Origin of the sequence: Bradyrhizobium sp. SK17 (assembly GCF_002831585.1) — a bacterium.
Taxonomy (GTDB): Bacteria; Pseudomonadota; Alphaproteobacteria; order Rhizobiales; family Xanthobacteraceae; genus Bradyrhizobium.
In genome coordinates, this window is the sequence record NZ_CP025113.1 from 3447710 (window position 1) to 3460055 (window position 12346).

General features: G+C 63.0%; 11 protein-coding genes. 10 read left to right on the plus strand and 1 reads right to left on the minus strand.

The window, feature by feature from the left end; all coding sequences use genetic code 11:
- Positions 1-176: 176 nt before the first annotated feature.
- From CWS35_RS16025 to CWS35_RS16055, 7 genes are read left to right on the plus strand one after another with little or no spacing between them, the layout of a single operon-like run.
- Positions 177-950 carry an enoyl-CoA hydratase-related protein gene (locus tag CWS35_RS16025; RefSeq protein ID WP_100952478.1) on the plus strand — a complete coding sequence of 258 codons (774 nt, stop codon included), beginning with the start codon at positions 177-179 and terminating at the stop codon, positions 948-950.
- Between the two features lie 35 nt (positions 951-985).
- A complete protein-coding gene (locus CWS35_RS16030) occupies positions 986-1855 on the plus strand; it encodes a xanthine dehydrogenase family protein subunit M (protein ID WP_100952479.1) in 870 nt (289 codons plus the stop codon).
- The gene (locus tag CWS35_RS16035) at positions 1852-2331 is read left to right on the plus strand and encodes a (2Fe-2S)-binding protein (protein WP_100952480.1); all 480 of its coding nucleotides are present in this window, start codon (positions 1852-1854) and stop codon (positions 2329-2331) included. Before CWS35_RS16030 ends, CWS35_RS16035 begins: the two co-directional genes overlap by 4 nt.
- Complete coding sequence (locus CWS35_RS16040; protein WP_100952481.1) at positions 2328-3089, plus strand: N-acyl homoserine lactonase family protein; 762 nt, start codon at positions 2328-2330, stop codon at positions 3087-3089. Before CWS35_RS16035 ends, CWS35_RS16040 begins: the two co-directional genes overlap by 4 nt.
- Complete coding sequence (locus CWS35_RS16045) at positions 3076-5484, plus strand: xanthine dehydrogenase family protein molybdopterin-binding subunit (protein ID WP_100952482.1); 2409 nt, start codon at positions 3076-3078, stop codon at positions 5482-5484. The genes CWS35_RS16040 and CWS35_RS16045 overlap by 14 nt, the downstream gene beginning before the upstream one ends.
- A complete protein-coding gene (locus CWS35_RS16050; protein ID WP_100952483.1) occupies positions 5477-6226 on the plus strand; it encodes an SDR family NAD(P)-dependent oxidoreductase in 750 nt (249 codons plus the stop codon). Before CWS35_RS16045 ends, CWS35_RS16050 begins: the two co-directional genes overlap by 8 nt.
- Positions 6227-6238: 12 nt before the next feature.
- Complete coding sequence (locus tag CWS35_RS16055; RefSeq protein ID WP_100952484.1) at positions 6239-7783, plus strand: class I adenylate-forming enzyme family protein; 1545 nt, start codon at positions 6239-6241, stop codon at positions 7781-7783.
- A gap of 15 nt (positions 7784-7798) precedes the next feature.
- On the opposite strand, the gene CWS35_RS16060 is transcribed toward CWS35_RS16055, so the two are convergent.
- A complete protein-coding gene (locus CWS35_RS16060) occupies positions 7799-8833 on the minus strand; it encodes a helix-turn-helix domain-containing protein (RefSeq protein WP_100952485.1) in 1035 nt (344 codons plus the stop codon).
- 184 nt (positions 8834-9017) lie between these two features.
- Between CWS35_RS16060 and CWS35_RS16065 the strand changes: the two genes are divergently transcribed.
- The 3 genes from CWS35_RS16065 (at position 9018) to CWS35_RS16075 (ending at position 12333) form a co-directional block, all read left to right on the plus strand.
- A complete protein-coding gene (locus tag CWS35_RS16065) occupies positions 9018-10235 on the plus strand; it encodes an ABC transporter substrate-binding protein (RefSeq protein ID WP_100952486.1) in 1218 nt (405 codons plus the stop codon).
- A gap of 64 nt (positions 10236-10299) precedes the next feature.
- Positions 10300-11853: a 4-hydroxyphenylacetate 3-hydroxylase family protein gene (locus tag CWS35_RS16070; RefSeq protein WP_100952487.1), complete on the plus strand. Its 1554-nt coding sequence runs from the start codon at positions 10300-10302 to the stop codon at positions 11851-11853.
- A gap of 39 nt (positions 11854-11892) precedes the next feature.
- Positions 11893-12333 carry a carbon monoxide dehydrogenase subunit G gene (locus tag CWS35_RS16075; RefSeq protein WP_100956404.1) on the plus strand — a complete coding sequence of 147 codons (441 nt, stop codon included), beginning with the start codon at positions 11893-11895 and terminating at the stop codon, positions 12331-12333.
- Positions 12334-12346 lie beyond the last annotated feature (13 nt).

Here is a 12346-nt window from a genome sequence, read left to right on the forward strand (position 1 = left end):
AAATCCCAGCAAATGCGAACGCCCTCCGAGCGCACCGCAAACCCAGTTTAGACGGCTCGATTTTTGCGGCTTGACGCGACCGTGCAAATTAGTCTAGTTATGCAAGTAACAAGATTGCGCCGTCATGCATCAAAGATTTCGATGCTGCCGATTGCGCGCGCAGGGAGAATTTTGCGTTGGAGGAAGTTCGCATCGAGCGCCGCGACGGCATCGCGCGGGTCGTTCTGAGCCGTCCGTCGGCAAGGAATGCTGTGACGCTCGCGATGTGGCGCGAACTGGCCGCGGTATTCTCCGGCTTTGCCGTCGACCGTGATATCCGGGGCGTCGTGCTCACGGGCGCGGGAGGGGATTTCTCCGTAGGCGCCGACATCTCCGAATTCGAAAAGATCAGGGAAGACCGTCACCAGGCTGCCGCATACGAAGTTGCAGTCGATATGTGCTCGAGCGCGATCGCCGCGCTTGGCAAGCCGGTCGTCGCTGCCATCTCCGGATACTGCCTCGGAGGCGGCTGCCATCTCGCGCTCGCATGCGACTTCCGTTTTGGTGACCGCACTGCATCGCTCGGAATACCCTCGGCCAAGCTCTCGATCGTGTACGGCGTCAACAGCGTGCAGCGCCTGCTGGCACTGACCGGGGTATCGAACGCCAAGCGGATACTTTATTCGGCGGATCGCTACGCGGCGGAGCAGGCTGCCGCGATGAAGCTGATCGACGAGCTTCACGACGACGTTCTGGCTGCGGCGGACCATTTCCTGCGGCGGCTCGCAGCCAATGCGCCGCTTTCGATCTCCGGCGCCAAGTACATGCTGAACGGCCTCACGATGGGAGCGGGGGTGCTCGATCCTGCGGTGGCACAGCGGCTCATCGACGAGGCATCTGACAGCGACGATTTCAGGGAAGGCCGCATAGCCTTTGCCGAGAAAAGGCCGCCGCGGTTCCGCGGGGAATAGGCCGACAGGGAAGCAACGAGCTTTGGAGAGGGCCGATGAAGCCTGCCAGGTTTGACTACGTCTCGCCGACGACGGTGGAAGCGGCGATCGAGGCACTCGTGGCCTCGAACGGCGAAGGTAAGGTGCTGGCCGGCGGACAGAGCCTGCTTCCGCTGCTGAATTTCAGGATGGCACGGCCTTCGATTCTGGTCGACCTCAACGGCATCGCGGGCCTTGCGTATATCGAGGACCGCGGTGACCGGATCGCGATCGGCGCGCTGACGCGGCATCGTGACCTCGAACATTCGCAACTCGTCGCCTCCAGGCTGCCGGTGATGTCGGCCGCGATGCGCCACGTGGCACATCTGGCGATCCGTAACCGCGGCACCATCGGCGGCAGCCTGTCCCATGCGGACCCCGCGGCCGAGCTGCCAATGCTGTCGGCGTTCTATGATGCGAGGATCGCAATTCAGGGACCAAACGGGCGCCGGGCAGTTGCGGCCGAGACGTTCTTCGTCGATGCCCTGACGAACTGTCTGGAGCCTGACGAGATCGTCGTGGAGATCGAATTTCCGGTGCTCGATCACGACGGCTGGGCGTTCGAGGAGGTTGCGCGCCGCTTCGGCGATTTCGCGCTGGCAAGTATCGCGGTTTCGGTGCGGCGCGGCGGATCCGGCCTTGAAGACGCGCGGATCGCGGTGATGGGGGTGGCCGACACTCCGCTACGCCTGAGAGAGGCCGAGGACGAACTGCTCGCGCTCGGGCTTGGCGACCAAACTCCGGAGCGCTTTTCCGAGATCGTGGTCTCGAAGGTTTCACCCAACGAGGATCTTCACGCCTCGGCGGAGTACCGCAAGCACCTGCTGGGCGAATTGTCCAAGCGCGCGCTGCGGACGGCTCTCGCATCGACGGAACGCGTTGCATGATCCAGGTATCGGTGAAAGTGAACGGCGAAAGCTATGACGTTCCGGACGTCGAGCCGCGCATGCTGCTGTCGGATTTTCTGCGCGACCATCTCGGGCTGACTGGAACGCATGTCGGTTGCGAGCACGGTGTCTGCGGCGCCTGCACGGTACTGGTGAACAGCGACAGCGTGCGATCCTGCCTGATGCTGGCCGTGCAGGCCAACGGCGCCGAGATCGTGACGGTCGAAGGGCTGGGCTCGCCCGAGCAGCTCAATGTGCTGCAATCCCAGTTCCGCGAGTATCACGGGCTTCAATGCGGCTTCTGTACGCCGGGTATGCTGATGACCGGCGAGGACATGCTTCGGAAATATCCGCTCGCCACCGATGAGGAGATCCGGGAGGGGCTCTCCGGGAATCTATGTCGTTGCACCGGCTATCAGAACATCATCGCCGCGATCCGCAGCGCGGCCGCGATGCGCAAGGAAAATGCGTCATGAAGCTGAACTTCCTCGCCGCCGGTCGGCTCCGGATGAAGAAGAGCATTTACGTGTCTGCTGCCGATCGCAGCGAGACGATCGATCTTCCCGTCAGCAGCGCGCTGATCCGGCACAAACAGGGCAATGTGCTGTTCGACACCGGCTGCCATCCGTCTGTTGTCGACGACGCCGAAGGCCGTTGGGGTGCTCTTGCCAAGGTCATGAAGCCGATGATGGGCGCCGAGCAGACGCTGCTGCCGAGCCTGGCGTGCACGGGCCTGGCGCCTGACGACGTCGACATCGTTGTGAACTCGCACTTCCATCCGGACCATTGCGGCTGCAACCAGTTCTTCCGCAAGGCGACGATCCTGGCCCATGCCAGGGAGATCGAAGCGGCGAAGCTGCCGGGCGCCGACACCGCGGGCTATCTCAAGGCCGATTGGGATTGCGGACGGCCCATCGAGGCTGTGCACGGCGAGAAGGATCTGTTCGGCGATTCCAGCGTCGTCCTGATGCCTCTGCCGGGCCACACGCCGGGGACGATGGGAGCGCTCGTCACCCTGGATCGCGACGGCCAGTTCCTGCTGGCGTCCGATGCGGTCAGCCTGCGTCAGAACCTCGACGCCAATACCGCGCCCCGCAACACCTGGAATGTCGAACAGCAGTTGAAGACGTTCGAGGAGGTCCGCCGGATCGAGAAGGCCGGTGCAACCTTGATCTGCGGACACGACGATGAGCAGTGGCAGGGCCTGCGCAAAGGCAGCGATGGCTATGCATAGCGATCGTCGTGCAAACCCGTCTGACGTGCTGCGGCCGAAGAATGTCGGCGCGCCGATCAAGCGAACCGAAGATCCACGCCTGCTGTCGGGCAGCGGAGAGTATACGGCCGACCGGAAGCCGGACCGTCCCTTGCACCTCGCATTCCTGCGCAGCGGCCAGCCGCATGCGAAGATCGTGCGGATTGATACGACTGCCGCGTCGGAGGCGCCAGGCGTCGTCGCCGTGCTCACGGCCGAAGAGATCGCGGACGACTTCAAGCCGGTAATCCCGTTCTCGCGGATGCCGAACTACTACGCGACACCAATTCTGCCGCTCGCCTCGGCGAAGGTGCGCTATGTCGGCGAGGCGGTTGCCGCCGTCGTGGCCACCTCGCGCTACCTCGCCGAGGACGCGCTGGAATTGATTGAGGTGGATTACGAGCCGCTGGGTCCGGTCTCGCGCGCCGAGATGGCCGTCGCCGACGATGCGCCGCTACTGCACGAGGAGGCGGGAACCAACGTTCTGATCGCGCGTGAGTTCAAGAAGGGCGACGTGGCGGCCGATCTTGACGCCGCCGCGATCCGGGTCGGCGGGCGCTTCGAGATGACGCGCAAGGCACCGCTCGCGATGGAGCCGCGCAGCTACACGGTCGAGTACCACAAGCAGCGCGCTGCGCTCACGCTCTATACGTCGTCCAACATACCTGGCATCGTCCGCGACGCGATTTCGGAATCGCTCTCGCTTCCGGGGCATCGTTTGCGGGTCGTCGCGCCCGACGTCGGCGGCAGCTTCGGCTCCAAAGGCTCGCTCTATCCGGAAGAACTTCTGATCTGCATCGCTGCGCGCAAGCTACGACGCTCGGTCAAGTGGACGGCGGACCGGCTGGAGGACGTCAGCAGCAGCAGCCAGGCGTTCGCGGAGATCGTGGATGCGGAGATGGGGTTCGACGCGAACGGCGTGGCGACCTCGTTGCAGGCCGATGTGATCGGCGACGTCGGCGCCTTCTCGATCTATCCCTGGACCTGCGGACTGGAGCCGGTGCAGGTCGTCAGTTTCCTGCCCGGACCTTACAAGATACAGTCCTATCGCGGTGCGGTGCGTGGCGTCGCGACCTGCAAGCCGCCGACTGGTCCCTATCGCGGCGTCGGCCGGCCGATCTCGACCTTCGTCGCCGAGCGTCTGATGGATATGGGCGCCAGGGCGCTAGGCATCGATCCGCTCGAGATCAGGCGTCGCAACCTGGTGCGGGCCGAGGAATTTCCATACCGGATCGCTTCCGGCATCATCTGGGATAGGACCGGTTTCGTCGAATGCCTGGAGGCCGCCGCCGAAGCCGCAGGCTACGAGAGGCTTCGCAACGAGCAGGCTGAGGCACGCGAGCAGGGGCGATTGTTCGGCATCGGCATCGCGTCCTACGCCGAGCTGACCGGCATCGGTTCGCGCATCGCGGTGGCGCCGGGCATGCCGATCAACACCGGCTCGGAAACCGCGAAGATCACGATCGACTCGACAGGCGCGATTACTGCAGCCTTCGGTGTCGCCTCGCATGGCCAGGGGCTTGAGACGACACTGGCCCAGATTGTCGCCGACGATCTCGGTGCGCGCTTCGAGGACGTTCGCGTCATCCAGGGCGATAGTGACGAGGTCCCGATGTCGACCGGGACCTATGCGAGCCGCAGCGCCGTGCTCGGCGGTGGCGCGGCGAAGCACGCCTCGAAGTTGATGCAAGACAAAATCAAGCGGGTTGCATCGCATCTTCTGGAAGCCAACGCGGATGATATCGAGGTGACCGAAGGCAAGGCGGTCGTTCTCGGCACCGACCGCGCGGTGTCGTTCAAGCAGATCGCCCGAGCGGTCTATTCCGATATGAAGACGCTGCCGGTCGAGGCGCGAGAGGAACTTTCCGCGACCTACACCTACGATCCAGTCAACGGCACGACGGCGGCGGCGACCCACATCGCCGCGGTCGAGGTCGATCCGGTGACGTGCTTCGTCAAGATCCACAAATTCGTCGTCGCCGAAGATTGCGGCCGCATCATCAATCCGATGATCGTCGACGGGCAGGTGCATGGCGGCGTCGCGCAGGGGATCGGCGCTGCGCTGTTTGAGGAACTGATCTACGACGACGACGGCCAGCTGCTCAGCGCGAGCCTCGTCGACTATTTGATCCCGTCCGCGCCCGAAGTGCCGCTGATGGATGTCGTTCATGTCGAAAGCGAATCCGCGGTGGCGGGTGGTTTTCGCGGCATGGGCGAGGGCGGCACGATCGGAGCTCCGGCGGCCATTGCCAACGCGATATCTGACGCGCTGTCGCCCTTCGACATCGACGTCTCGATCCTGCCGATGACGCCGGAACGCATCTTCAAACTGATCCAGAATGCCAGGCTCAAAGCAAAGGAAAAATCGGATGACTGATCTCAAAGGACGTGTTGCGCTCGTCACCGGTGGTGGTCGCGACGTCGGTGCCGCGATCTCGAGGATGTTGGCGGAACGCGGCGCGACTGTCGCAATCAACTATCACAGCTCCAAGACAGCGGCCGAGGGCGTCGCTGCCGAGATCGAAAAGGCGGGAGGCAAGGGGAAGGCCTATCAGGCCGATATCGCCGATGCGGACATCGTCCGGAAGATGGTCGCGGACATCAAGAGCGATTTCGGCGGTCTCGACATCCTCGTCAACAATGCCGGCCTGGTGTTCCGCAAGCGATTCAGCGAGAGCACGCCTGAAGATTGGAAGAAGCAGATCGATACCTGCCTCTACGGGGCGCTGAACTGCTCGCACAGCGCCGGACCGCTGCTCGAAGCCTCGGGGCGCGGGCGGATCATCTCGATCATGGGTGACTCCTCCAGGGTAGGTGAGTCCGGCCTTGCGCTGGCCGCGGCCGCGCGCGCTGGCACCATCGCTCTCATGAAATCGCTGGCGCGCGAATGGGGTCGTTCGGGTGTCACCGCGAACTCGATCTCGCTCGGCTTGATCGAGACGGCCCATGACAAGACCTGGGTCGACGCAAACCGCGACAAGCTGGTCAAGGCCTACGCGATCCGGCGGCTCGGCCTGCCGTCCGACGTCGCCCCTCTGGTCACCTTGCTCGCGTCCGATGCCGGCGGCTGGATCACCGGTCAGGTGATCAGTGTGAACGGCGGATATTCGATGGTCTGATGGGAGGCGGCGATGCTGCACGTCGATCTGATCGCACCGATCGCGGTGCTGCTCGATCGCCACGCCAGGCGGCGACCGGCGCAGGTGGCGTATTGGGACGCCACCCGATCCGTGACCTACGCGCAGCTCGCCGATCGGACGGCGTCGATCGCCGCCAATTTGGCGAAGGCCGGTTTGAAGGATGGCGACAGGATCGCGATCTACCTGCCGAATGGCGTCGACTGGATCGAAGCCTGTTTCGCCGCGCTGCGCGCCGGTGCCGTCGTGGTCCCGATCAGCTTCGACGCCGCGGAAGCTGAGATCAGCTATCGCCTGACCGACGCCGATTGTGCGTTGGTCGTCACTGCGGGTGCAAGGAAGGAGCTGGTCGGGAAGATCTGCCGCGACGCGGCAATCTCCCCGCAGGTGATCTTCGCAGGTGCCGGCGCCGAGGAGGCGGGGCCGTCAATGGCGAGCTTCGCTGCGCCCCCTGGCGCGGCGCCACCCGATCCCGACGATATCGATCGTTCGTCGTTCATCATCTACACGTCGGGCACGACAGGACGGGCAAAGGGAGTGCTGCTCTCGATACGTGGGATGCTGTGGATCTCGGCGGCCTGCTGGGCTCCGATCGGCGAGTTGACCGACAAGGACGTGGTGCTGTCGCCGCTTCCCCTGTTTCATTCCTACGGTCTCAACCTGTCGGTGCTCGGCGTGCTCGCGGTCGGCGCCAGCGAGCACATCATGGAGCGGTTCTCGCCGCAGCAAGCGCTTGATCTGCTGCAAACCGGTAAATACTCGGTCATGCCGGGCGTGCCGACCATGTTCCATTATCTTCTGCTTCGGGCACAGGAAGCGGGTATCGAACGGCTCGGAGCCGTCCGGCTCTGCATCTCGGCGGGCGCGATCATGCCGGCGACCCTGAACAAGGCATTCGAGGAGCGCTTCAGGACGCGACTGCTCGACGGATACGGCATCACCGAGACGTCGACGATGGTGACGATGAACTGGTTGCACGGTGGCCGGCCGATGGGGTCGTGCGGACTTCCGGTGCCCGGGCTCGCGGTGCGGATCGTCGATCCCACGTCATTGCAGGACGTCCCGTTCGGCGACGAAGGCGAGCTGATCGTCCGCGGACCGAATTTGATGCAAGGCTATCACAATAAACCCGCGGAGACTGCGTCGGCACTGCGTAACGGCTGGTATCACACCGGCGATCTCGCGAAGTCCGATCCATCGGGGTACCTGACGATCACAGGCCGCATCAAGGAACTGATCATCCGCGGCGGCCAGAACATCGCGCCCGCTGAGATTGAGGAGGTCGTCGTCAAGCATTTGCAAGTCCGGGACTGCGCGGTGGTCGGCATGAGGCACGCGACGCTCGGCGAAGTGCCGTGTCTGTTCGTGGTCGCGCAGGAAGACGGGTTGGACCTGGCGGCGCTGCTGGAGCATTGCAGGGCGCATTTGTCCGCATACAAGATCCCGGAGGCCACGCATCTCGTCGCTGAGATTCCGCGCACCGGGTCGGGCAAGATCATGCGCTTCAAGCTGGTGGAAGCCCTCAATAGCCGCGCCTGAGCCGCTGCGGCCCGTTCAGTCGACCGACCGCGGACCCAGTGCGCCGAAGGATTTCGGATCGTAAGCCAGGCGATAGCGCATGTCGGCGGCCACGATTGGCTCCTTGCAGCGGTCGCAATCGACCGAGGGCTCGAAGTCGTGACCGCATTTGAGATGCGTGAGGATGAGGGGCGGCTTTCCCTTCGATAGCCAGCGATCGCCCCATCGCAGCATCGCGATGAACGGACCATAGAGGTCCAGGCCCATATCGGTGAGGAGATATTCGTAGCGGTCGGGTGAGCTTTGGTACTGCCTGCGGCGGAACACGCCGCTGGCGACCAGGCGGTTCAGCCGGTCGGTCAAGATGTTCGGCGCGATCGCGAGCTCGTTGAGGATCTTGTCGTAGCGGCGATTGCCGAAGAAGCCCTCGCGCACGACCATGAAGCTCCATTTGTCGCCGATGATCTCGAGCGCGCGCGACACCGAGCTGGGGCGCCCGGTCAGGAACCGGCTGCCGTCGGAGGCGCGCCGTGTGTTGCGGCCTTCCTTGGCCGCGGAGCGTCCGGCGCCGGAACCGTCGCGGTACTTCGCGTCGCGGGCGCCGACGGGCTCTCCGCAATGCGAGCAGGTCACGCGGGGATGGCTGTCGCAGCCGCATGTCGTGTGGATCAGCGTGAGCGGCGGCGGCCTTCCGTTGGCGAGCCAGCGGTCGCCGAACTGCATCAGCGCGATGAAGCTTGGGTAGAGATCGAATCCCATCTTCGTCAGACGGTATTCCTTGCGTTGCGACGATCCGGTCGCGACCTGGCGGAAGATCGCCAGCTGCGTGAGCTTCCGCAATCTGTCGGTCAGTGTCGCCCGTGGAATCCCGAGCGCCGAGCGGAACGCCTCGAAGGTCTGTGTGCCGAAGAAAGCCTCGCGGATGATGAGGAAGGCCCAGGCGTCGGAGACGATGTCGAGCGTCCGCGCAACCGAGCAATTGCGTTCGGTGCGAGCCGCCTTGCCGCGGCTCGCGGCCGCTTTCGGCCTGGCCGAGGGTTTCGCGGGTTGGATTTTGGCGGCGGCGGGCATTCCGGACGGTCCATTCGGGTACGGCCGTCCCACGGGAGGCCTTCGAAAGTCGGGCACCTGTAGCACATAGCCGCAATTGACTCGCTGGAAATGTAAGTCTAGTTATGCATGTAACTTAAGTCTAGTTATGATAGTTATCAAAATCAGAATTTGGCCGGCAGGGAAACGCCTGGGGAGAAACAACATGAGGCTGAAAGTCGCAAGTATCCTGATCGCGTCGGTGGCGCTGGTGAGCGCCGACGGCGTGCGCGCTCAGGGAATCTCGGACAACGTCGTGAAGATCGGCGTGCTGACCGACATGTCCGGCCAGTTCTCGCATGAGTCCGGCGAGGGCTCAGTCACCGCGATCAAGATGGCGGTGGATGATTTCGGCGGCAAGGTGCTCGGCAAGCCGATCGAGGTCGTCGTCGCCGATCACCAGAACAAGCCTGACACCGCGTCGGCTCTGGCCCGCAAATGGTTCGACGTCGACCATGTCGACATGATCGGCAACCTGATCAACTCCTCGATCGCGCTCACCGTCACCGGTCTGGCAAAGGAGAAGAACCGGGTCGCGATCGTCAATGGCTCGGGTTCGTCTCGCTTGACCGGCGATGCATGCACGCCGAACAGCGTCCACTACGCCTACGACACCTATGCCCTGGCGCGGGGAACCGGCAGCGCATTGGCCAAGGAGGGCAAGAAGACGTGGTACTTCTTGACCGCGGACTACGCGTTTGGACACGCACTCGAGGCGGACACCTCGGCTGTCGTCAAGGGGTTGGGAGGCGAGGTGCTGGGCGCGACACGCTATCCGCCTGAATCGTTCGACCAGTCCTCTTTCCTGCTGCAGGCGCAGTCGTCGAAGGCCCAGGTCGTGGGGCTTGCGGGCTCCGGCAACGTGCTGGTCAATTCGATCAAGTCGGCTCAGGAATTCGGCATCCAGAATGGTGGGCAGACGCTCGCGGGCCTTCTGGTCTGGATCACCGACGTCAAGAGTCTCGGGCTCTCATCCGCGCAGGGCCTCGTTCTCACCAACGCATTCTATTGGGACCGCGACGACGAGACGCGGGCGTGGTCGAAGCGCTTCTTCGAAAAGATGAAGCGGATGCCGCATATGGGCGACGCCGGCGACTATTCCTCCACCATGCACTATCTCAAGGCCATCGAAGCCGCCGGGACCGACGAAGCGCAGGCGGTCATGAGCAAGATGCGCGAGATGCCGGTGAACGACTTCTTCGCCAAGAACGGCAGGATCCGCGAGGACGGGCGTATGGTCCACGACATGTATGTGTACGAAGTGAAGAAGCCGTCGGAATCGAAGAGCGATTGGGACTTCTACAAGCTTCGCGAAGTGATCCCCGGCGATCAGGCGTTCCGTCCACTCAAGGACAGCGCCTGCAAGCTGGTGAAGCGAAACTGAAGCGGTCAGATATCGCGGCCCAGATGCGGAGCATCGTGGGTACGCACCCTTTGGAGATAATGAGATGGTTCAGGACGTCGTCGCGGTGAATTCGGCTTTCTCGCACAAGCCGATCGGATCCGGGGCCGAATACATCGAGAGCCTCCGGGGGCGCAAGCTGAACGTCTATCTGATGGGTGAGCGGGTCGACGAGCCGGTCGACCACCCAATCATCAGGCCATCGATCAACGCGATCGCGAAAACCTATGATCTGGCGAACCAGGAGTCCGAGCTGGCTTCAGCGGTCTCGTCTCTCGTCGGTGGGCGCGTGAACCGCTTCCTCCATATCTCCGCGAGCCCAGGCGACCTCGTGATGCAGAACAAGATGCAGCGTCGGCTCGGACAATTGACAGGCACGTGCTTCCAGCGCTGCGTCGGCATGGACGCACTGAACTCGCTCCATTCCGTGACGTTCGATTTGGACGCGAAATACGGGACCGATTATCACGCCCGCTTCACGACATTTCTGGCACGAATGCAGCATGCGAATTTCGTCGTTGGCGGAGCAATGACCGACGTGAAGGGAGATCGCGGCAGATCACCGTCGCAGCAGGCCGATCCTGATCTCTTCCTTCATGTTGTCCGGCGAACGCACGAAGGCGTCTATGTCAGCGGTGCGAAAGCACATCAGACCGGCTGCATCAATTCGCACTGGCTTCTCGTGATGCCCACCATGCGGATGGAAGCCACCGACAGCGACTATGCCATTGTGGGAGCAGTTTCCGTCGACGCCCAGGGTATCACCTACATCTATGGCCGGCAGTCCTGCGACAGCCGCAGCGCCGAAGCGGGAGGGATCGACGCCGGCAACGCGCAGTTCTCGGGCCAGGAAGCGATGATCGTCTTCGAGGAGGTCTTCATTCCAAGGGAACTGGTGTTCCTCGATGGCGAGTTCGAGTTCGCCTCCACGTTGGTCGAGCGGTTCACATGCTATCACCGTCGCAGCTACGTCTGCAAATCGGGGGTTGGAGACGTGCTGATCGGCGCGGCGGCGACCATCGCGGACCATAACGGCGTCGAGCGCGCTTCGCACGTCCGCGACAAGCTCGTCGAGATGACCCATTTGAACGAGACCATCTACGGGACCGGCATCGCCGCGAGCCATCAGGGGGTCGCGATGAAGTCCGGAGCGTATCTGCCCGACGAAATGCTCGCGAATGTCTGCAAACACCACGTTACGCGCTTGCCATATGAAATCGGTCGGCTGGCTCAGGATCTCGCGGGCGGCCTGATGGTCACCCTACCGTCAGAGTACGACCTGCGACATGAAACGATCGGCCCTCTGATCGAAAAGTATCTCAAAGGGCGGCCCGAAGTCTCGACCGAGAACAGGATCCGGATCCTGCGTCTGGTGGAGAACTTGACGCTTGGCAGGAACGCTGTCGGATATCTGACGGAGTCCATGCACGGGGCCGGATCCCCCCAGGCGCAACGGATCCAGATCGCCCGCGCCATGCAGGTCGAGTTCAAGAAGGAATTGGCGAAAGTTCTTGCCGGCATCGCGGACGCATCGCGACAGAAAATATCGGACGAAGTTTCCACCTACATGGCGCGGGTTTTCGCGCCGGTCGGCAATTGACGCTCAAGACGACACGTTGACACAAACTTGGAGTGCGCCATGGCGATGACGATGACAGGTGAGATTCAGCTGGCTGCGCGGAAAGAGACGGTTTGGGAAAAGCTGAACGATCCGGAAGTGCTCAGGACGTGCATTCCCGGGTGCGAGGAATTGGAGAGGACTGACGATAATGGCTTTCGCGCAATCGCCAAGATGAAGGTCGGTCCGGTATCGGCTCGATTCCGGGGCAAAGTCACCCTGAGCGATCTCGATCCTCCGAACGGCTATAGGATATCGGGAGAAGGTGAGGGAGGCGTGGCGGGCTTCGCGAAAGGAGGCGCCAAGGTCAACCTCGTCGAACGCGAGGGGGGCACACTCTTGAGCTATCAGGTCGATGCTCATATCGGCGGCAAGCTCGCGCAACTGGGGCAGCGGCTCATTGGCGGAACGGCCAAGAAAATGGCGGATGAGTTCTTCGCCAATTTCGCGCGGGCCCTCTAGTGAAAGGGTGTAT

Bases quoted from the DNA above. Each gene is read 5' to 3' on its own strand.
- CWS35_RS16030 (WP_100952479.1), top strand. From the start codon at position 986: ATGAAGCCTGCCAGGTTTGACTACGTCTCGCCGACGACGGTGGAAGCG.
- CWS35_RS16035 (WP_100952480.1), top strand. From the start codon at position 1,852: ATGATCCAGGTATCGGTGAAAGTGAACGGCGAAAGCTATGACGTTCCG.
- CWS35_RS16040 (WP_100952481.1), top strand. From the start codon at position 2,328: ATGAAGCTGAACTTCCTCGCCGCCGGTCGGCTCCGGATGAAGAAGAGC.
- CWS35_RS16045 (WP_100952482.1), top strand. From the start codon at position 3,076: ATGGCTATGCATAGCGATCGTCGTGCAAACCCGTCTGACGTGCTGCGG.
- CWS35_RS16050 (WP_100952483.1), top strand. From the start codon at position 5,477: ATGACTGATCTCAAAGGACGTGTTGCGCTCGTCACCGGTGGTGGTCGC.
- CWS35_RS16055 (WP_100952484.1), top strand. From the start codon at position 6,239: ATGCTGCACGTCGATCTGATCGCACCGATCGCGGTGCTGCTCGATCGC.
- CWS35_RS16060 (WP_100952485.1), bottom strand. From the start codon at position 8,833: ATGCCCGCCGCCGCCAAAATCCAACCCGCGAAACCCTCGGCCAGGCCG.
- CWS35_RS16065 (WP_100952486.1), top strand. From the start codon at position 9,018: ATGAGGCTGAAAGTCGCAAGTATCCTGATCGCGTCGGTGGCGCTGGTG.
- CWS35_RS16070 (WP_100952487.1), top strand. From the start codon at position 10,300: ATGGTTCAGGACGTCGTCGCGGTGAATTCGGCTTTCTCGCACAAGCCG.
- CWS35_RS16075 (WP_100956404.1), top strand. From the start codon at position 11,893: ATGGCGATGACGATGACAGGTGAGATTCAGCTGGCTGCGCGGAAAGAG.